This window comes from Pandoraea cepalis, from assembly GCF_902459625.1.
Lineage (GTDB): Bacteria > Pseudomonadota > Gammaproteobacteria > Burkholderiales > Burkholderiaceae > Pandoraea > Pandoraea cepalis.
In genome coordinates, this window is sequence record NZ_CABPRY010000015.1 from 27,001 (window position 1) to 46,726 (window position 19,726).

General features: G+C 63.8%; 15 protein-coding genes. 6 read left to right on the forward strand and 9 right to left on the reverse strand.

The features are described 5' to 3' along the window. Nucleotides 1-91: 91 nt before the first annotated feature. Nucleotides 92-1,327 carry a YeeE/YedE family protein gene (locus PCE31107_RS21320; protein ID WP_150610585.1) on the reverse strand — a complete coding sequence of 412 codons (1,236 nt, stop codon included), beginning with the start codon at nt 1,325-1,327 and terminating at the stop codon, nt 92-94. Nucleotides 1,328-1,679: 352 nt separating this feature from the next. Between PCE31107_RS21320 and PCE31107_RS21325 the strand changes: the two genes are divergently transcribed. From PCE31107_RS21325 to PCE31107_RS21335, 3 genes are all read left to right on the forward strand, one after another. Further along, nucleotides 1,680-2,051 (forward strand): hypothetical protein, encoded by a 372-nt coding sequence (locus PCE31107_RS21325; protein ID WP_150610586.1) that lies wholly within the window; start codon nt 1,680-1,682, stop codon nt 2,049-2,051. 128 nt (nt 2,052-2,179) lie between these two features. After that, nucleotides 2,180-3,151, forward strand: coding sequence for a homoserine kinase (locus PCE31107_RS21330; RefSeq protein ID WP_150610587.1), 972 nt, complete (start codon nt 2,180-2,182; stop codon nt 3,149-3,151). A 31-nt stretch (nt 3,152-3,182) separates the two neighbouring features. Beyond that, nucleotides 3,183-3,992 carry a BPSS1780 family membrane protein gene (locus tag PCE31107_RS21335; protein WP_150610588.1) on the forward strand — a complete coding sequence of 270 codons (810 nt, stop codon included), beginning with the start codon at nt 3,183-3,185 and terminating at the stop codon, nt 3,990-3,992. Between the two features lie 89 nt (nt 3,993-4,081). On the opposite strand, the gene PCE31107_RS21340 is transcribed toward PCE31107_RS21335, so the two are convergent. Then, nucleotides 4,082-6,403 (reverse strand): UvrD-helicase domain-containing protein, encoded by a 2,322-nt coding sequence (locus PCE31107_RS21340; RefSeq protein WP_150610589.1) that lies wholly within the window; start codon nt 6,401-6,403, stop codon nt 4,082-4,084. 111 nt (nt 6,404-6,514) lie between these two features. Between PCE31107_RS21340 and PCE31107_RS21345 the strand changes: the two genes are divergently transcribed. Further along, complete coding sequence (locus PCE31107_RS21345; RefSeq protein WP_130026455.1) at nt 6,515-9,376, forward strand: valine--tRNA ligase; 2,862 nt, start codon at nt 6,515-6,517, stop codon at nt 9,374-9,376. Nucleotides 9,377-9,405: 29 nt separating this feature from the next. Next, nucleotides 9,406-10,290: a UTP--glucose-1-phosphate uridylyltransferase GalU gene (galU, locus tag PCE31107_RS21350; RefSeq protein ID WP_150610590.1), complete on the forward strand. Its 885-nt coding sequence runs from the start codon at nt 9,406-9,408 to the stop codon at nt 10,288-10,290. Nucleotides 10,291-10,406: 116 nt separating this feature from the next. On the opposite strand, the gene PCE31107_RS21355 is transcribed toward galU, so the two are convergent. Both PCE31107_RS21355 and PCE31107_RS21360 read right to left on the reverse strand, forming a co-directional pair. Next, nucleotides 10,407-10,634, reverse strand: coding sequence for a sulfurtransferase TusA family protein (locus tag PCE31107_RS21355; protein ID WP_017231876.1), 228 nt, complete (start codon nt 10,632-10,634; stop codon nt 10,407-10,409). Nucleotides 10,635-10,733: 99 nt separating this feature from the next. Continuing rightward, nucleotides 10,734-11,264: an NUDIX domain-containing protein gene (locus PCE31107_RS21360; protein WP_150610591.1), complete on the reverse strand. Its 531-nt coding sequence runs from the start codon at nt 11,262-11,264 to the stop codon at nt 10,734-10,736. Between the two features lie 286 nt (nt 11,265-11,550). Here PCE31107_RS21360 and PCE31107_RS21365 point away from each other — a divergent pair, with 286 nt between their 5' ends. Then, a complete protein-coding gene (locus PCE31107_RS21365; protein ID WP_425494742.1) occupies nt 11,551-12,795 on the forward strand; it encodes a chloride channel protein in 1,245 nt (414 codons plus the stop codon). A gap of 42 nt (nt 12,796-12,837) precedes the next feature. Here the strand turns inward: PCE31107_RS21365 and PCE31107_RS21370 are convergent, their stop codons facing one another. The 5 genes from PCE31107_RS21370 to alaS all read right to left on the reverse strand — a co-directional run bounded on the left by PCE31107_RS21370 (nt 12,838) and on the right by alaS (nt 19,552). After that, on the reverse strand, nt 12,838-13,971 hold the full coding sequence (locus PCE31107_RS21370) for a threonine aldolase family protein (RefSeq protein WP_246181926.1): 1,134 nt from the start codon (nt 13,969-13,971) through the stop codon (nt 12,838-12,840). 86 nt (nt 13,972-14,057) lie between these two features. Further along, a complete protein-coding gene (locus tag PCE31107_RS21375) occupies nt 14,058-14,258 on the reverse strand; it encodes a 4-oxalocrotonate tautomerase (RefSeq protein ID WP_246181927.1) in 201 nt (66 codons plus the stop codon). A gap of 108 nt (nt 14,259-14,366) precedes the next feature. Then, complete coding sequence (locus PCE31107_RS21380) at nt 14,367-15,137, reverse strand: class II aldolase/adducin family protein (protein ID WP_150610593.1); 771 nt, start codon at nt 15,135-15,137, stop codon at nt 14,367-14,369. A gap of 55 nt (nt 15,138-15,192) precedes the next feature. Next, nucleotides 15,193-16,458, reverse strand: coding sequence for a YbfB/YjiJ family MFS transporter (locus PCE31107_RS21385; protein ID WP_150610594.1), 1,266 nt, complete (start codon nt 16,456-16,458; stop codon nt 15,193-15,195). 469 nt (nt 16,459-16,927) lie between these two features. Beyond that, entirely contained in the window at nt 16,928-19,552 is a 2,625-nt protein-coding gene (gene alaS, locus PCE31107_RS21390; RefSeq protein ID WP_150610595.1) for an alanine--tRNA ligase, read from the reverse strand. Nucleotides 19,553-19,726: the final 174 nt, after the last annotated feature.

Sequence of the window (19,726 nt, forward strand, 5' to 3'; positions counted from 1 at the left end):
CATCATCCAAAGTCAATACGGCGCCGCGAGTGATCGCAGGCGCCGTATTTTTGTGTGGCAGACGGAAGATCTGCCGGCGGGGGGATGTCGATCAGCAGCCGCTGTCGCGTGGCGTGGTTTCCACGGCCAGACCGAACAGCGGACGCAGGCGTGTGCCGAACACATTGCCCGCAAACGCCGCCGCCAACCACAGCCAACCGTGCAGGCTGCCCGAGACGATGCCGCTGAAGTACGCACCGATATTGCAGCCGTACGCCAGACGTGCGCCGTAACCGAGCAGCAATCCGCCGATAACCGCCGCGAGCAGCGAGCGCACCGGTATCTTCCACACGGGGGCAAACTTGCCCGCGATGGACGCGGCAGCGAGCGCGCCGAGAATGATCCCGATGTCCATGACGGTGGTGACGTCCTGTGCGATCGGCGCGTTCAGCGCATTGGCCTGCTTCGCCCAGTACGGCCACGAGGCCACGTCGATGCCCAGCGCCATGAATGCCTTGGCGCCCCACAACGCGAACGCCGATGTCACGCCCCACGGACGGCCGGCCAATGCCAGCGTGGCGTAATTGAGCAGCACGAGCGCCAGCGCACCCCACACCAGCGGCCAGGGGCCACGCAGCAAGGCGGGCGTGCCCTTTGCGCTGCGCGTCATCGGCACACCCACGACACGGCCGTGACGACGCTTCTCCGCCCATAGCGTCAAGCCACCGATCGCGGCGAACAACGCCAGGTTGGCGACGAGCGCAGGCCACAAGCCCCACGTCTTGACCAGCGAGACCGGCTTGATATGCGGCAGTGCTTCCCACCACGGCAGATGCGCCGTTGCCACCACCGACCCCACCACAAACGCCGCGAGCGTCACGATCATGCGCGTGCTGCCGCCCCCCACGGTATAGAGCGTGCCCGACGCGCAACCGCCGCCGAGTTGCATGCCGACACCGAACATGAAGGCGCCGAACGCCACCGACACGCCAACCGGCGAGACGAAGCCGGCAACCTTGTTGCCGAAGAGCACGCCATCCGCCAGCGCGGGAAAGAACAGCACGACACCAACGGCGAGCATGACCATCTGTGCGCGCAGACCCGCACCGCGCCGGTCGGCGATGAACACGCGCCAAGCCGACGTGAAGCCGAATGCGGCGTGGTAAAGCGTCACGCCGAGCAAGGCGCCGATACCGGCCAGTGCGGCCTGCTTCGGCCCTACGGTGGCCTGCACGTAGGCGATGCCCACAACAATCAGCACCAGCGCGATGGCGAGCGGCCGGGCGTTATAGGAGGACGGCGAAGGCGGGGCCGTTTTGACGGCGGCCGAGGCGGCGGATAACGACATGATTTGGGACTCCAGAATGCAAATGGGCGACACACGGCCGCCCATCAAGACAGTGACGCAGAATGCCAGAAGATGACTTCAACGAAAACGATTGTCTTGCGATTTATTTATAACCAAAAGCAATATAAAGACGCTAAGGGTACGCAATCGAATCGCTTAGCCCAGCGCCGATGACGATAAAAAATGCGAGTCCAAGGCATGGCATCCCTCGCGAGGCAAGCAACTACGGCACATTCGACGCGATTTCACGATGCGAAGCGGGGGACGTTTGATAGAATGGAAGCATTGGAACCCGTTGCGACGGCCAGGCTTGCCTCACGCGCCGCGAATGCGTTCCCGCCCTCGGAGAATAATGATGACAACGCGCTTTTCCCGTGCCCTGCCCCTGATGATCGGTGCGGGCCTGCTGTTCGCGGGCCATGCCTTCGCCCAGAATGGTCAGGAGACCTCCGCGCAGGCCGCCAAACGCGAGGCCGACGCCCGCGCCGCCGCCACCAGCAAATCGTCGGTCGACGTCAACCAGGAGCGCAAGCCGAGCTACTACGTCAACGACCAAGGCACCACCGTGACCGAGTTCCGCGACCGCGGCAAACCCACGGAGGTCGATGTCCACTCGCGTTTCGGCACCAATTACCAATTGACCACGCCGCCGGACAACGCGCCGCGTACGCGCGACAACACGTCGCAAAACGACCGTTTGCCGTCCGTCGGCCTGAAGTTCTGACGTCTCTGGTAATCTGAGTCACCTCCGCGCACCGCCCAGCGGTGCGCCTGCATCCTGTCTGTTTCACACCAGCGGCCCGCTGCACGTGCGCGGGCCGTTTGTCTGAGACATCTCCACTTAACGCACGCATGGCTGTTTTTACTACCGTCTCGCCCGAGCAGCTCCAGGCATGGCTGCAACGCTACGATCTGGGGAACGTTCTCGATTTTCGGGGCATCAGCTCCGGCATCGAGAACACCAACTACTTCCTGACGACCGAGCGCGGCGAGTTCGTGCTGACGCTGTTCGAGAAGCTCACGGCCACGCAGTTGCCGTTTTACCTCCAGTTGATGGGCCATCTCGCCCATCACGGCGTGCCGGTGCCCGATCCGATGCCCGATCGCACGGGCGAGATTCTGAGCGAGTTGAACGGCAAGCCCGCCACCATTGTCACCAAGCTGGCCGGACGCTCCGAGCTGGCCCCCGCGCCCGAACACTGTGCGCATGTCGGGGCGATGCTGGCACGCATGCATCTGGCCGGGCGCGACTTCACGCTGGAGCAAGCCAATCTGCGCAGCCTGCCCTGGTGGCGCGAGGCCGCCCCCGAGGTCACGCCGTTCCTGAGCGCCGCCGAACGCGCGCTACTGGATAGCGAGATGGCGCATCAGGCCGCGTTCTTCGCGTCGAATGACTATCGTGCCATGCAGGCAGGTCCGTGCCACTGCGATCTGTTCCGTGACAATGTGCTGTTCGACAAGGCCGAAGACGGTTCGCCACGATTGGGCGGATTCTTCGATTTCTACTTCGCGGGCTGCGACAAATGGCTGTTCGATCTGGCCGTGACGGTCAACGACTGGTGCTGCGACCTGTCGACCGGCGTGCTGGACGAGGCGCGTGTGCATGCCATGTTGCGCGCCTACGAGACGGTGCGCCCTCTGACCGACATCGAAGCGTCGCACTGGCGCGACATGTTGCGCGCCGCCGCGCTGCGCTTCTGGCTGTCGCGCCTGTATGATTTTCACCTGCCACGGGCGGCCGAAATGCTCAAGCCGCACGATCCGGGGCATTTCGAACGAATCCTGCGCCAACGCATCGAAGCCCATTCCATCCCCTGGCGGTAACTCGACATCCTATCGGAGTCATTCGAACCCTATGCAATTGCTTGAAGTCCCGCCGAAGAGTGGATATGTGTGGCTGCGCCAAGGCGTCTGGCTGTTCCGCAAGAACCCGCTCGCCATTCTGACGCTGCTCTTCGCCTATCTGTTCGGGGTGATGTTGCTTTCGATCCTGCCGGTCGTGGGCGCCTTCCTGCCGCTGCTGTTCATCCCGGGCCTGTCGGTGGGTTTCATGGCGGCCTGTCGCGACATCATCAAGAACAAGCAGGTGTTGCCCCACGTATTGCTCGACGGCTTTCGCGGCCACGGCAAGGAGGTCTCGCGCCGGCTGCTCATGCTCGGCGGTTACTACATTGTGGCGATGACCGTCGTGTTCCTGTTCTCGGCGCTGTTCGACGGCGGCGACCTGGTCAACAAGATGCTCTTCGATGGCCGCATCAGCGAAGAGTCGCTCACCAACGGCTCGATGGGCCAGGCGATGCTGGCGGTGGCGGTGGCCTACATACCGGTGGCGATGATGTTCTGGTTCGCGCCGGTGCTCGTAGCCTGGCACGACATCCCGCCCATCAAGGCGCTGTTCTTCAGTTGGACGGCCTGCGTGCGCAACTTCCGTGCATTCGTCGTCTACGGCCTGTGCACGGCGGTCGTCGCCACCGTGTTGCCGCTGATCGTGACGCTGGCGATGGCTGCGATGGGCATTCATCAATACGCGATGCTCTTGCTGATGCCTTACTCGATCCTGTTCACGGCCGTGCTGTATTGCTCGTTCTACGCGAGCTATCGCGGTTGCTTCGGCGTGCAGGAGATCGGCGCCATCGATCCGAACGTCGCCCCGCCGGAAGCGTAAGCGGGAACGGCGGCGTCAACGACAGACGCGCAAAAAAAGGGCACCCTCGGGTGCCCTTTGTCGTGGGTGACGATGACGGGGCCGCGCCGTTACTCGATCGGCTGAAGCTTCGCGACAGCCAGCGCCAGCCACTTCTCCCCATGTCGGCCGAATTTCACGTGGGCGCGGGCTTCCGCCCCCGCGCCCTCCAGGCCGATGATCTTGCCTTCGCCGAACTTGGTGTGAAAAACGCCCTGCCCCAACTTGAAGCCCGTCTCCGACGCGCGCGAACGGTCGGCCAGCGCCTGCTCCGACTTGGTGGCCACCCATTCTTCCGGCTTCGGCGCACTCGTCTTGCCACGCCCGAACCAATCGCGCCCCCAGGCCGGCTCGGCCTGCCCCAGCCGCGCGCCCGGCTGCGAGCGCGGTGTCAGGAACTTCAACACCGTCTCGGGGATTTCGTCGAAGAAGCGCGAGCGCACGTTGTAACGCGTCTGCCCGTGCAGCATGCGGCTTTGCGTGAACGACAGATACAGCCGTTCCTTGGCACGCGTAATGGCCACGTACATCAGCCGCCGCTCTTCTTCGAGACCGTCGAGTTCGAGCGCACTGTTCTCGTGCGGGAAGAGTCCCTCTTCGAGACCGGTGACGAACACCGCCGTAAATTCAAGGCCCTTGGCCGCGTGAACCGTCATCAATTGCACGGCGTCTTGCCCCGCCTCGGCCTGATTGTCTCCCGCTTCGAGCGACGCGTGCGACAGGAAGCCGGCAAGCGGCGTCATCTCCACCGGCGTATCGGCGTCAACCACGCCGTCGGGCGAGGCCAGCACGTCGGGCGCGCCCGGCAGCGCAGGACGCATGGCGATCAACCGCGCCGGGGCATCGAGCCCATACCCTTCCTCGGCAACGAATGCCGTGGCCGCATGCACCAATTCCTGCAAGTTCTCGATGCGATCCTGGCCTTCCTTCTCGGTCTGATAATGCGCGATCAACCCACTGGCGTCGATAACGCGCGCCACGACCTCCGGCAGCGTGAGCCGCTCGGTATCGTGGCGCATCTGCTCCACGAGCCGCACGAATGCCGTCAGATTCGTGCCCGCCTTGCCGGTCATATAGGGCACTGCGGCGTACATCGAGCAGTTGTAGAGTCGCGCCGCGTCGGCCAGTTGCTCCAACGAACGCGCGCCAATTCCCCGCGTCGGGAAATTCACGACCCGCGCGAACGCCGTATCGTCGTTCGGATTCTCGATCAGGCGTAGATACGCCAGCGCATGCTTGACTTCCTGGCGCTCGAAAAAGCGCAAACCGCCATACACCCGGTAGGCGATGCCCGCACCCACGAGCGCGTGCTCCATCACCCGCGACTGGGCGTTGCTGCGATAGAGAATGGCGACGTCCTGCCGCGAGAGCCCCTGCGCGACGAGGGCCTTGATCTCTTCGACGAGCCAGCTCGCTTCCTGCAGGTCGGTCGCCGCCTCATAGACACGGATCGGCTCGCCGTGCCCCGCGTCGGTGCGCAAATTCTTGCCCAGACGCCGCGCATTGTTGGAAATCAACGCGTTGGCCGCGTCGAGGATATTGCCGTGCGAGCGGTAGTTCTGTTCCAGCTTGATCAGGTGGCGCACGCGGAATTCACGTTCGAAGTCGGCCATATTACCGACGTTGGCGCCACGAAACGCATAAATACTCTGGTCGTCGTCGCCCACGGCGAATACCGCGGCGTTCGATCCCGCGAGCATCTTGAGCCACGCGTACTGGAGCTTGTTCGTGTCCTGGAACTCATCGACCAGAACGTGCCGGAAGCGCGACTGGTAGTGCACGCGCAACGGCTCGTTGTGCTTGAGCAGCTCGTAACAGCGCAACAGCAGTTCGGCGAAATCGACCACGCCTTCGCGCTGGCATTGCGCCTGATAGGCGGCATACAGCTCGACGAACTTCTGGTTGAAGGCGTCGTTGGCCTCGACCTCGTGCGGGCGCAGGCCCTGTTCCTTGGCGTTGTTGATGAAATATTGCAGGTTTTTCGGCGGATACTTCTCGTCGTCGACATTCGACGCCTTCAGCAGACGCTTGATAGCGGAGAGCTGGTCGGCCTGGTCGAGGATCTGGAAGCTCTGCGGCAGCCCGGCGTCGCGAAAATGCGCGCGCAGCATACGGTTGCACAACCCGTGGAAGGTGCCGATCCACATGGCGCGCGTGCTGATCGGCAGCATCGCGCCCAGACGGGCCTGCATTTCCTTGGCCGCCTTGTTGGTGAAGGTGACGGCCAGAATCCCGGCCGGCCCCACGTGCCCATGCTGGATCAGCCAGGCAATACGCGTGGTCAGCACGCGCGTCTTGCCGGAACCCGCGCCCGCCAGAATGAGGGCCGGCTCGTCCGGGAGGGTCACGGCGGCCAGTTGTTCGGGGTTCAGGTTGGCGAGCAGATCGGGCATGTCGGGAAGGAAATTCGAGTGAAGCTCGATTATAAATCCTGCTGCGGCGCGGAAATGCCACCGAATCTTTTATAATTCAGGGTTTCACGCATTACACGGTCCATCCAATCCATGAGCGACAGCGACAATACGCTTGCCAAGAGCTTCGAGCCGCAGGACGTCGAAGCCCACTGGGGCCCCGAATGGGAGCGCCGCGGCTATGCCCGGCCGACCTTCGACGACGCCCGCGAAGATTTCAGCATCCAGTTGCCGCCGCCGAACGTGACCGGCACGCTGCACATGGGTCACGCGTTCAACCAGACGATCATGGATGGCCTGACCCGCTATCACCGCATGAAAGGCGCCAACACCCTCTGGGTGCCGGGCACCGACCACGCGGGCATCGCCACGCAGATCGTCGTCGAGCGTCAGCTCGATGCCCAGAAAGTCTCGCGCCACGACCTCGGCCGCGAGAAATTCGTCGAGCGCGTCTGGGAATGGAAGGAAGAATCGGGCAGCACGATCACGCGCCAGGTGCGCCGCCTGGGCGCGTCGATCGACTGGAGCCGTGAATACTTCACGATGGACGAGAAGATGTCGCGCGCCGTGCGCGACGTGTTCGTCACGCTCCACGAGCAAGGACTGATCTATCGGGGCAAGCGTCTCGTGAACTGGGAATCGACCCTGCTCACGGCCGTGTCCGACCTGGAAGTGGTGAGCGAGGAAGAAGACGGCTCGCTGTGGCACATCCGCTACCCGCTCGCCGACGGCTCGGGGTCGCTCACGGTGGCGACCACGCGTCCGGAAACGATGCTCGGCGACACCGCGCTGATGGTCCATCCGGAAGACGAGCGCTACAAGCACCTGATCGGCAAGACGGCCAGGCTGCCGCTGTGCGATCGTGAAATCCCGATCATTGCCGACGATTACGTCGATCTCGAATTCGGCACGGGCGTGGTGAAAGTCACGCCGGCACACGACTTCAACGACTACGCCGTCGGTCAGCGCCACAACCTGCCGCAGATCAACATCCTCACGCTCGACGCGAAGATCAACGAGAACGCCCCGGAAAAGTACCGCGGGCTGGATCGTTTCGACGCGCGCAAGCAGATCGTGGCCGATCTCGACGCGCTCGGCCTGCTCGAATCCGTCAAGCCGCACAAGCTGATGGTGCCGCGCAGCGACCGCACCGGCACGATCATCGAGCCGATGCTCACCGACCAATGGTTCGTGGCGATGAGCAAACCGGCCCCGGAAGGCACGTTCCATCCGGGCAAGTCGATCACCGAAACCGCGCTCGACGTCGTGCGCAGCGGCGAGATCAAGTTCGTCCCGGAGAACTGGACGACCACATACAACCAGTGGCTCGAGAACATCCAGGACTGGTGTATCTCGCGTCAGCTCTGGTGGGGCCACCAGATTCCGGCCTGGTATGACGACGCCGGCAACGTGTACGTCGCCCGCACGGAAGAGGAAGCCGCCGAGAAGGCCCGTGCCGCGGGCTACACCGGCGCGCTCAAGCGCGACGAAGACGTGCTCGACACGTGGTTCTCATCGGCGCTGGTGCCATTCTCGTCGCTCGGTTGGCCGCAAGAAACGCCCGAACTCAAGCATTTCCTGCCGTCGTCGGTGCTCGTGACCGGTTTCGACATTATCTTCTTCTGGGTGGCGCGCATGGTCATGATGACCACGCACTTCACCGGCAAGGTACCGTTCAAGACGGTCTACGTGCATGGTCTGGTGCGCGACGCCGAAGGTCAGAAGATGTCCAAGTCGAAGGGCAACACGCTCGATCCGATCGACATCGTCGACGGCGTGTCGCTCGACGCCCTGCTCGCCAAGCGCACGACGGGTCTCATGAATCCGAAGCAGGCAGCGAGCATCGAGAAGAAGACGCGCAAGGAATTCCCGGACGGCATTGCGCCGTTCGGCACCGACGCCCTGCGCTTCACGTTCGCCTCGATGGCCACGCTTGGCCGGAACATCAACTTCGATCTGGCGCGCTGCGAAGGCTATCGCAACTTCTGCAACAAGCTGTGGAACGCCACGCGCTTCGTGCTGATGAACTGCGAAGGCCACGACTGCGGCCTCGCGCCGTGCGTGGGCGATTGCGGCCCCGACGGCCAGCTCGACTTCTCGCGCGCCGACCGCTGGATCGTGTCGCTGCTGCAGCGCGTGGAAGCCGATGTAGCGAAGGGCTTTGCCGATTATCGCTTCGACAACATCGCCAGCGCGATCTACAAGTTCGTCTGGGACGAGTACTGCGACTGGTACGTTGAACTGGCCAAGTGGCAAATTCAGAACGGCACCCCGGCGCAACAGCGCGCCACGCGTCGCACCTTGCTGCGCGTGCTCGAAACGGTGCTGCGTCTGGCGCATCCGATCATTCCGTTCATCACCGAAGCGTTGTGGCAAAAGGTGGCACCGCTGGCGGGCCGCTATCCGGCAGACAAGGCGGCGGGCGAAGCCAGTCTCATGGTGCAGCCGTATCCGGTGGCCGACGCGAGCAAGATCGACGAAGGCGATGAAGCCTGGATGCAGCAGTTGAAGACCGCCGTCGACGCCTGCCGCAACCTGCGCGGCGAAATGAACCTCTCGCCGGCGCAACGCGTGCCGCTGCTGGTCGCGGGCGACGTGGAATTCCTCACGTCGATTGCGCCGTATCTGCAAACGCTCGCCAAGCTCTCTGAAGTGCAAGTGCTGACAGACGAAGCGACGCTCGACGCGCAGGCGGCCGGTGCGCCGCTTGCTGTCGTGGGGGCGAACAAGCTGGCGCTGAAGGTGGAAGTCGACGTCGCCGCGGAGCGCGAGCGACTCGGCAAGGAAGTGAAGCGCCTCGAAGGCGAGATCGCCAAATGCCACGGCAAGCTTTCCAACGAGAGCTTCGTGGCACGTGCACCCGCCAATGTGGTGGAACTCGAGAAGCAACGATTGGTCGACTTTGAAGCCGTGCTCGGTAAACTGCAGGCTCAGCTCGCCCGCCTGCCCGCCTGAGACGCGCTCATATCACCAGGGAGATACCAATGAAAGCCGTTGTGACCAAAGCCGTGTTCCCCGTTGCGGGCCTCGGCACCCGATTCCTCCCGGCCACCAAGGCGAGCCCCAAGGAAATGCTGCCCGTCGTGGACAAGCCGCTGATTCAGTACGCGGTGGAAGAAGCGGCGGCCGCCGGTATTACGGAGATGATCTTCGTGACGGGGCGCAACAAGCGCGCGATCGAAGATCACTTCGACACGGCCTTCGAACTCGAAGCGGAACTCGAGGCCAAGAACAAGCAGGCACTGCTTGACGTCGTGCATTCGATCAAGCCGCCGCATATCGACTGCTTCTACGTGCGCCAACCCAAGGCACTGGGATTGGGTCATGCGGTGCTGTGTGCCGAGAAACTCGTGGGCGACGAACCGTTCGCGGTCATCCTCGCCGACGACTTGCTCGACGGCCAGCCGCCCGTGCTCAAGCAGATGGTCGATCTGTACAACCAGTATCACAACTCGATCATCGGCGTGGAAGAGATCCCCATCGAGCAAAGCCGCTCGTACGGGATCGTCGCGGGCAACGAGTGGGGCGAGAAGGACATCGTCAAGCTCACGAATATCGTCGAAAAGCCGGCGCCGGAAGATGCCCCGTCGAATCTGGGCGTGGTCGGCCGTTATGTGCTGCGCCCGCGCATTTTCGATTGCATCCGCGAAATCGATCCGGGCTCGGGCGGCGAGATTCAGTTGACCGACGCCATCCAGAAGCTGATGCAGGATGAAGTCGTGCTGGCGTATCGCTACCAGGGCAAGCGCTTCGATTGCGGCAGCAAGCTCGGCTACTTGAAAGCCACCGTGGAGTTCGCGCTGCGCCATCCGGAACTCAAGGATGCCTTCCGCGAATACCTGCGCGAGACGCAACTCGATCTGGCATAAGCGCCAGGACTTGCGCCCAAGAAAAAGCCGACGGCAGTTGTCCGTCGGCTTTTTTGTGCCCGCTGCGCCGTGCATCACGCACCGGCGGGCGGGTTCGGCGAGATGCCGCCGCGCGATCAGCGGCGGCGCATCAGGAAGTGGAACGTCTTGCCCTCTTCGCGCGATTCGATGAGTTCGTTGCCGGTTTGTTTGGCAAACGCGCTGAAGTCGCGCGCCGAGCCCGGATCAGTGGCAATGATGTGCAGCACTTCGCCGCTCTGCATGTCGGCGAGCGCTTTCTTGGCGCGCAGGATCGGCAGCGGGCAGTTCAGTCCGCTTGCGTCGACTTCTTTCTGAAATTCCATGCTCATGTTCCTGATGTCCCTTGGATCCGACTCGTTCTGATCGTGTACCGGGGGTTGGCCCGCAAGCTGCGATTCTACCGCAGTCCTCGCGCCCGCTTGTCAGCCGGCAATGGATAGCCGGGCCGATTCGACGTATTCGACCGGCAGATTGCGCCGCCGCAGCCACTCGGCCACCGCGTGCCCGGTGCCGGCGCGCCACGGACGCACCCGCTCGGGCTCGACGAGCCGGAACTCGGCGAGTTCGTCCGACAGACGAATGTCCCCATCGCAGACCGCGTGATAGGCAATGATCAGCTCGTTCTTGCGCATGAATTCGTAGACGCCGAGCAGCGACATCGCGCCAGCATCCAGATTGGTTTCTTCCTTGATCTCGCGCCGGATGCCGTCTTCAGGCGTTTCGTCGCGCTCGAGAAAGCCCGTGATGAGCGCAAACATGCCTTCGGTCCAGGCGGCATTGCGCGCCAGCAGGATCTGGCCGCGGTACTCCACGAGTCCGGCCACGACCGGCAGCGGATTGTCCCAGTGGACGAAACCGCAAGCCGCGTCGGGACAAGCGCGGCGAATGCGCCCAGCGACCTCACGCGAGTCGAGCGGCGTGGCACAGCGGGGACAGAAAATGAGTTCGTTCATGATCATTCTTTGGCGAATTCGAATATCTTAAATGAACTCATGACGCACTGCACATTCGGTAGATTCCGAGACACCTGTGGACCAAGCCCATAGGGGCCACGGCGTATAATCGTGCGAACCCTTCTCCGTCGTCGCTCACGATCCCGTGTCAGATCTCTCGTCCAACGCCGCGTCAACACCGCCCTCCCCGCCCTCCCCCCCTGCGTCGCCCGCATCGCTCACATTATCGAAGCGGCTAGCCAGACGTGGCATTCATCGCTCGCGTCGTCTCTGGCATAACTACGGCGTGTTCTGGCTGGGTGCGGTGCTCGTGGGTCTGGTCTCGGTGGTGTACGCCAAGGTGATCGACTTCGGCTTCGAGCTGTTCCAGCGCATGCTGTCGCATGGCATCTGGCTGCCCCTGATCGTTACGCCGCTTGGCGCCTCGCTGGCCATCTGGCTGACGCAGAAGTTCTTCCGCGGCTCAGAGGGCAGTGGGATTCCGCAAGTCATCGCAACGCTTCAGGAGTCGCGCCTGTCGTCGTCGCTATTGTCGATGCGCATCATGATCGGCAAGATCGCGATCTCGTTTATCGGCATTCTTTGCGGCTTCACCATCGGTCGCGAAGGGCCAACGGTGCAGATCGGCGCGTCGCTCATGTATGCCATGCGGCGCGGGTATCGGCGCAGCAGTGTCCATATCGAGCGTCAGCTGACGCTGGCCGGCGCGGCCGCCGGCCTCGCAGCGGCGTTCAACACGCCGCTCGCGGGCGTGGTATTCGCCATTGAGGAACTGAGCCGTAGCTTCGTCGCTCGCAGTTCCGGCACGCTCATCACAGCCATCATCTTTTCCGGCGTCGTGGCACTCGGTCTACAGGGCAACTACCTGTACTTCGGACAGATCAAGGCGCTCAGCGAGTTTCACTGGACGCTGATCCCGGTGCTCGTTGCTGCCAGCCTGCTGACCGGCGTGGCCGGAGGACTGTTCGGCTGGCTGATGCTCAACGTGCCTCGCTGGATGCCCGCGCCGCTGGTCGGCATGCGTCGTGCGCACCCGGTGCGCTTCGCGTTTCTGTGTGGTCTGGCCATCGCCATCATCGGGCTGGTCTCGGGGGGCACGACCTTCGGCAGCGGCTACGCGGAGGCGCGCGGCCTGCTGGAGTCGCATGTCGCACTGTCGCCGCTCTATGCACTGCTGAAGTTCGCGGCATTGTGTGTGTCCTATCTGTCGGGCATTCCGGGCGGCATTTTTGCACCGTCGCTCGCCATCGGAGCCGGACTGGGTAATGTGATGGCCCATCTGACTTCCGTGGTGCCGCTCCCGGCCATTGCCGCGTTGTGTATGGTCGGGTATCTGGCGGCGGTCACGCAATCACCGATCACGTCGTTCGTGATCGTCATGGAGATGATCGACGGCCACCAGATGGTGATCCCACTCATGGCCGTGGCCCTGCTCTCGACCCAGGTGTCGAAAACGATCGCGCCGTCGTTCTATCACGCGCTGGCGCATCGATTTCTCACCCCCACGGTGCCCACGCCGCGACAGGCATAAATCGCGCGACGGACTGCCGCGCCGGGATCGATGACGTGTGCGTTACCGGTTCGCGCTCAGCGCCCGAATATCCGCCGCCAGACGCTCGACCGTCTCCGGGCGGGTGTCCCACGCGCACATCAGGCGGCAACCGCCCGCGCCGATGAACGTATAGAAGCGCCAGCCCTTGGCTCGCAGCGCTTCGATCACATGCAGCGGCAGTTCCGCGAATACGGCATTGGCTTGCGTCTCGAACATGATCGACACCCCCGGCACGTCGCGAATGCGTTGCGCGAGCAACTGCGCCATCGCATTCGCGTGACGCGCGTTGCGCAGCCATGTGTCGTTCTCCAGCATGCCAAGCCAGGGCGCGGAAATGAAGCGCATCTTCGAGGCCAGTTGCCCGGCCTGTTTTACCCGATACGCGAAGTCTTCCGACAGCGCACGGTTGAAGAACACCACCGCTTCGCCGACCGGCAAGCCATTCTTCGTACCGCCGAAGCAAAGCACGTCCACGCCGGCCCGCCACGTCACGTCGCCCGGATGACAGCCCAGCGTCGCGACCGCATTGGCAAAGCGCGCGCCGTCCATATGCACGCGCAAGTTGCGCCGTTTGGCCAACGCCGAAATCGCCTTGACTTCGTCGACCGAGTAGACCGTGCCGACCTCCGTGGCCTGCGTCAGCGTGACGACCTTGGGCTTCGGGAAGTGAATGTCGGAGCGTCGATTGATGACGGACTCGATGGCGTCCGGGGTGAGCTTGCCGTTGTTCTCGCGGCCGCGCGCGGTGAGCAGCTTCGCGCCGTTGGAGAAAAATTCGGGACCGCCACACTCGTCGGTCTCGACGTGCGCCAGTTCGTGGCAGATCACGGAGTGGTACGACTGAGACAGCGAGGCCAGCGCCAGCGAATTCGCCGCCGTGCCGTTGAAGACGAAAAAGACGTCGCAGTCCGTATCGAACAGCTTGCGAATGCCGTCGCACACACGCTGCGTCCAGGTATCGTCGCCATAGGCGACCTCGTGACCGCTGGCATTGGCCTCGATCAGATAATGCAACGCCTCGGGGCAAATCCCGGCGTAGTTGTCCGACGCGAAGTGTTGCGGCGTTTGGGCCGCCGCGCCATCCGCGGCAGTCGGGGACACAGGGTTCGTCAGGGCGGAAGCGTGGAGATTCGATGCAGACGGGACTTGCGACATGACAACCTCATCAATGCGGCAGGGATCCGGTAAGACCCCGTGCGTTTGACCTGCCGGTGGCGCCCCGCGGGAGGCCACCGGCACATTCAGACGGACTCAGGACGTGGATCCGACCACAGCGCGCCGGCGGTGGCCCAGTTCTCAGACTTGACGTCGGTAATGATGATGTCGACGGATTCCGGCGTGCAACCGATCGTCGTCACGGCCGCTTCCGTGACCGCTTTGACGAATGCGCGCTTTTGCTCGATCGAGCGCCCCTCGAACATCTCGACGTGAAACGTTGGCATTGCAGTCTCTCTCCTTGTGTCGTTATCAAGATCGGCAGCGCCGCCCTCGCCCTCCATCAAGGGCTCGCGGGCTTGCCATCCGTTCCCGATGTCGCGCCGGCACGGCGTTCAATCGCGAAACGAGGCGTCTATTCTATCCAGTTTGCGCAGCAGTGCAGGCCACTCGAGCACGCCTTCGATGGCGCCGCCATCTTCGAGCTGAAACGCGGTCTTGTCCTGCACGGCCGGACTCGGCAGATGGGGCGCCGTGCCGCCCGCCAACGCCTGCAACTGGATCTCGCACGCCTTGACGAGCGTGGCCATCAGCACGAAGGCCTCGGCGACCGAGCGCCCGGTCGTGAGCGTGCCGTGATTGCGCAGCAGCATGGCCGAGTGCGCCCCGAGCGACGCCACGAGCCGCTCACCCTCGGATGGCGAGAACGCCAGCCCCTCGTAATCGTGATAGCCGATGCGCTCGTGAAAGCGCAGCGCGTGCTGCGAGATCGGCAGCAAGCCATGCGGCTGGATCGACACCGCGATGCCGGCCGTGTTGTGCAGATGCATGACGCATACGGCATCCGGGCGCGCCGCATGCACCGCGCCATGCAGCGCGAACCCGGTCACGTTCACCGGATGTTCGCTCTCGCCCACGATCTCGCCGGTCATCGTGATCTTCACCAGGTTCGACGCCGTCACTTCATCGAACGCCAGACCGAACGGATTGATGAGGAAATGCCCCGGCTCGCCCGGCACCATCGCCGAGATATGGGTGTAGATGAGATCGTCCCAGCCATACAGCGCAACGAGCCGGTAACACGCCGCGAGGTCGACACGCATCTGGCGCTCGGCGTCGCTGATGGCCGTGGCGGCTTTTCTGCCCGCCTGCAGAGTAAAAGACATAGCAAGTTCCAAGGGGATGGAAGTGTCGCCGCGGCGCCTTGGCGCCCCGGGCGCATCAAGGTGCGCGCTCGAGCGAGCGTCGCCAGTCGCATACGAAGCCGATCGCCCCGAGCACCAGCGCGCCACTCGCACATAGCAGTGCTGCCGTGAAGTTACCGGTCGCCGCGACCAGAGGCGCCGCGACCAGCGGTCCAACGATCTGCCCGATCCCGTAGGATGCCGTCACCAGGCCGATCAGACCATTGGCATTGTCCCCACGCAGGCGTCGGCACTCACGCACCGCGTACACGGTAATCGCCGTGAACGGCAGTCCGACCAGCACGCTACCCACCGCGAACCCCACGACGTTTGGCAGCACGATGCCGATGCCGACGCCCAACCCTTGCGTGACATAGCATGCCGCGAGCAGTAGACGATTGTCCCAAGCCTGTGGCGCCCGTGCACCGATGATCGCGCCGGGCATCACCATGAGGCCGAGCAACGGAAAGAAGAGATCCGGCCACGGCGAGCCAGGCAGCGCCTGTCGCGCAATCACTGGAAGGAAGGTGGCGGTGATGATGTAGCCGAAGCCGGCAAACCCGTAGAGCACCGTGACGGGAATCACCGTCTCGCCGCTGCCATGATTGACGGCATGCGCCGCGGGCTGCGCCAGTGCGGCGTGCGTAGCGTGCCCGGGGTTTGCCGCGCCAGCCGCCGTCGCGGGTGCGGGGCCATCCGGCTCGAAGGTGCGCCAGATCAACGCGAGCAGCGCCAGCGCCAGCCCCCCGCACAGCAGCCAACCACCGCGCGCAGGCCACGCGAGCGAGCTGTTCAGGCTCGCGAGCAGCCCCGTCACCACGATGCCGGCGCCGGGGCCCGCGAAAATCACGCCCCCCAGACTCGGCATGTGTAACTCACCGAGCTTTCGGAAGGCCCAGCCGGCCGAAAACACCATCGCCCAGGCACTCATGATCCCCGCCAGCGTACGCACGACGGCCCACACGGCGAACGAATCGAGCAGGCCCATGGCGAGCGTCAGCACGACCGTGAGCGCCAGTGCGAAACGCACGATGCGCGTCGGGGTAAAGCGCAGCCACATGCACGACAGCGCGCCGACGAAGTAGCCCGCATAGTTGAGCGACGCGAGCCAACTGCCGTGTTGAATGTCGGTGAGGTGCTCATGCAGCATCAGCGGCAGCATCGGCGTGAACGCGAAGCGGCCAATCCCCATGGCAATGGCGAGCGCGAGCATGCAGGACAGCGCAATGCGCCACGCCGCGCGCTCAGGCGACGGCTGGCGCGACGAGATGGCGCGGTCGGATTCGGTGAAGGTGGCGGGCATAACGGTAGCGGAGGAAAATCGCGCGAAGGCACGCGAGCTCTGCCGAATACTTTACATGCAAACCATCAGGACAAGCGGGGGTTCCCCTGTGGCATCAGGGGCAATGCGCCGCATTCTCCGTGCGCGTCCGCCTGGATCCTTTCTCTCGCGAAACACTGACCTCTCCGGCTTACCGATCCTTTCGAATACCGAAACTGTACCGCTGGGGTATCAGGCCACATGACGCGCTTCGGCAGCATTCGACGACACGCGCCCCTGCTGCACGACATCGCGCTTGAAGCGCTGGCCGACTGTCGCCCGTCGAGGGTCGCCTGAGCCGGTCACGATGAAAAAACCCCAAGGGTCGGATCGCGATCCAACGCTTGGGGTTCTGTGCAACTTGCGTGCTGCAAGCGCGATCACGATGCGCTACCGGGGCTGGCAGGTCCCACGGCGAGCCGCGACGAACGCCGCCGCGCTCGCCTCACCGTTACAGCTTGCCAGCCACCCAGCCCTGCACACCGGCGAGCGCCTGCGACAATTGCGACGGATCGGTACCACCGGCCTGCGCCATGTCGGGACGACCGCCGCCCTTGCCGCCGACCTGTTGCGCGACGAAGTTGACCAGCTCACCGGCCTTGACCTTGCTGGTGGCATCGGCCGTCACGCCGGCGATCAGGCTGACCTTGCCGCCCTCGACCGCCGCGAGCACGATTGCCGCGCTGCCCAGCTTGTCCTTGAGCTTGTCCATCGTCTCGCGCAGCGACTTGACGTCGGCGCCTTCGAGTTGCGCGGCTAGCACCTTCAGACCGCTCACATCGACGGCCTTCTCGAGCAATTCGTCGCCCTGGCTCGACGCCAGCTTCGACTTGAGTGCCGCCAGTTCCTTCTCCAGCGACTTGACCTGTTCCTGCACCTGCGCGATGCGCGGCGTCAGTTCGGCCGGCTGGGTCTTGAGCGCCGCAGCCGCTTCGTTGACCTGATCGTCGAGCTTCTGCACGAAACGCACCGAGTTGTCGCCGGTGATCGCTTCCACGCGGCGAATACCGGCGGCCACGCCCCCTTCCATCACGATCTTGAACAGGCCGATGTCGCCCGTGCGCGCCACGTGCGTACCACCGCACAGTTCGCGCGACGTGCCGATATCGAGCACCCGCACTTCGTCGCCGTACTTCTCACCGAAAAGCGCCATCGCGCCGCCCTTGACCGCGTCGTCAAACGACATCACGGCAGCCTGCGTCGGTGCATTGGCCAGCACTTCGGCGTTGACGATGTCCTCCACACGACGGATGTCCTCGGCGGTCATCGCGGCATTGTGGGCGAAGTCGAAACGGGTCTTGTCGGCGTCGACGAGCGAGCCCTTCTGCTGCACGTGGCCGCCCAGCACTTCGCGCAGCGCCTTGTGCATCAGGTGCGTTGCGGAGTGGTTGCGAACGGTGCGTGCGCGACGCACGGCATCGACCTGCGCCGTGACCGCCGCGCCCACCGTCAATTCACCCGATTCCAGCTTGCCATAGTGACCGAAGACGTCGGCCTGAATCTTCTGCGTGTCCGCCACACCGAAGCGGGCGCCGCCTGCCGTAATCAGCCCTTGATCGCCCACCTGGCCGCCCGACTCGGCGTAGAACGGCGTGGTGTCGAGCACCACGATGCCCTGCTGCCCGGCGGCGAGCTTGTTCACGCTCGTGCCGTCGACGTAGAGCGCCGTGACCTTCGCGCCGTCGAGTGCGAGCTTGTCGTAGCCCTGGAAGCGCGTCTTGTCGCCGTTGTATTCGAGGGCCGTCGCCATCTTGAACTTGCCGGCGGCGCGCGCCTGTTCACGTTGACGCGCCATGGCGGCGTCGAAGCTCGCTTCGTCCACGGTGATGCTGCGCTCGCGGCAGACGTCCGCCGTCAGGTCGAGCGGGAAGCCGTACGTATCGTGCAGTTTGAAGGCGAGTTCGCCGTCGAGCGTGGTCACGCCGCGCTTGGCCAGATCGGCCAGGGCGCCGTCGAGAATCTCCATGCCGTTCTCGATGGTTTCGCCAAAGCGTTCCTCTTCCTGCTTGAGCACGTCGGTCACGCGCTGCTGCGCCTGTGCCAGTTCCGGATAGGCCGCGCCCATCTCGGCGACCAGGTCGGGCACGAGCTTGTAGAAGAATGGCGTCTTGCAGCCGAGCTTGTAACCGTGGCGGATCGCACGGCGGATGATTCGGCGCAGCACATAGCCGCGGCCTTCATTGCCCGGAATCACGCCGTCGACGATCAGGAACGCGCACGCGCGGATGTGATCGGCGATCACCTTGAGCGAGTTCGCGGCGAGATCGGTCACGCCGGTCTCACGGCCGGCCGCCTTGATCAGGTGCTGGAACAGGTCGATCTCGTAGTTGCTGTGTACGTGTTGCAGCACGGCCGCGATACGCTCCAGCCCCATACCGGTATCCACGCACGGCTTGGGCAGCGGCGTCATGTTGCCCTGCTCGTCGCGGTTGAACTGCATGAACACGAGGTTCCAGACTTCGATATAGCGGTCGCCGTCTTCTTCCGGCGATCCGGGCGGGCCGCCCCACACGTCTGCGCCGTGGTCGAAGAAAATTTCCGAGCACGGGCCGCACGGACCGGTGTCTGCCATCTGCCAGAAGTTGTCCGACGCGTAACGCGCGCCCTTGTTGTCGCCGATGCGGATGATGCGCTCGGTCGGCACGCCGACTTCCTTCGCCCAGATGTCGTAGGCTTCGTCGTCTTCCTGGTAGACGGTCACCCAGAGCTTGTCCTTGGGCAGTTTGTAGACGTTCGTCAGCAGTTCCCAAGCGTATTGAATGGCTTCGCGCTTGAAGTAATCGCCGAACGAGAAGTTGCCCAGCATTTCGAAGAACGTGTGATGGCGGGCCGTGTAACCGACGTTCTCGAGGTCGTTGTGCTTGCCGCCCGCGCGCACGCTGCGCTGGGCCGTGGTCGCGCGCTTGTAGGGGCGCGTTTCGAGACCGAGGAAGACGTCCTTGAACTGCACCATGCCGGAGTTCGTGAACAGCAGCGTGGGGTCGTTGGACGGCACGAGGCTCGACGAGCGCACGATGGTGTGCCCCTTCGACTCGAAGAAGGTGAGGAATTTTTCCCGAATGTCTGCGACTTTCATAGCGTGCGAAGGAGCGTGGGGACCGGGCCAGTCAAGCTGGGCGGGGTATTTTGCAAACTTTTGATTATACGGGAAATCAGCCCCCCCACGGCGCCCAGCCAACAACCGCACTGCGAAACGGCGCTGGTCAGCGGCCCGTTGCGCACCGTAAACTTCCCTTCGAAAGTTCCGCAA

What these genes read in the sequence shown, in the direction of transcription:
- PCE31107_RS21320 (WP_150610585.1), bottom strand. Translation starts at nt 1,327, where the DNA reads ATGTCGTTATCCGCCGCCTCGGCCGCCGTCAAAACGGCCCCGCCTTCG.
- PCE31107_RS21325 (WP_150610586.1), top strand. Translation starts at nt 1,680, where the DNA reads ATGATGACAACGCGCTTTTCCCGTGCCCTGCCCCTGATGATCGGTGCG.
- PCE31107_RS21330 (WP_150610587.1), top strand. Translation starts at nt 2,180, where the DNA reads ATGGCTGTTTTTACTACCGTCTCGCCCGAGCAGCTCCAGGCATGGCTG.
- PCE31107_RS21335 (WP_150610588.1), top strand. Translation starts at nt 3,183, where the DNA reads ATGCAATTGCTTGAAGTCCCGCCGAAGAGTGGATATGTGTGGCTGCGC.
- PCE31107_RS21340 (WP_150610589.1), bottom strand. Translation starts at nt 6,403, where the DNA reads ATGCCCGATCTGCTCGCCAACCTGAACCCCGAACAACTGGCCGCCGTG.
- PCE31107_RS21345 (WP_130026455.1), top strand. Translation starts at nt 6,515, where the DNA reads ATGAGCGACAGCGACAATACGCTTGCCAAGAGCTTCGAGCCGCAGGAC.
- galU (WP_150610590.1), top strand. Translation starts at nt 9,406, where the DNA reads ATGAAAGCCGTTGTGACCAAAGCCGTGTTCCCCGTTGCGGGCCTCGGC.
- PCE31107_RS21355 (WP_017231876.1), bottom strand. Translation starts at nt 10,634, where the DNA reads ATGGAATTTCAGAAAGAAGTCGACGCAAGCGGACTGAACTGCCCGCTG.
- PCE31107_RS21360 (WP_150610591.1), bottom strand. Translation starts at nt 11,264, where the DNA reads ATGAACGAACTCATTTTCTGTCCCCGCTGTGCCACGCCGCTCGACTCG.
- PCE31107_RS21370 (WP_246181926.1), bottom strand. Translation starts at nt 13,971, where the DNA reads ATGTCGCAAGTCCCGTCTGCATCGAATCTCCACGCTTCCGCCCTGACG.
- PCE31107_RS21375 (WP_246181927.1), bottom strand. Translation starts at nt 14,258, where the DNA reads ATGCCAACGTTTCACGTCGAGATGTTCGAGGGGCGCTCGATCGAGCAA.
- PCE31107_RS21380 (WP_150610593.1), bottom strand. Translation starts at nt 15,137, where the DNA reads ATGTCTTTTACTCTGCAGGCGGGCAGAAAAGCCGCCACGGCCATCAGC.
- PCE31107_RS21385 (WP_150610594.1), bottom strand. Translation starts at nt 16,458, where the DNA reads ATGCCCGCCACCTTCACCGAATCCGACCGCGCCATCTCGTCGCGCCAG.
- alaS (WP_150610595.1), bottom strand. Translation starts at nt 19,552, where the DNA reads ATGAAAGTCGCAGACATTCGGGAAAAATTCCTCACCTTCTTCGAGTCG.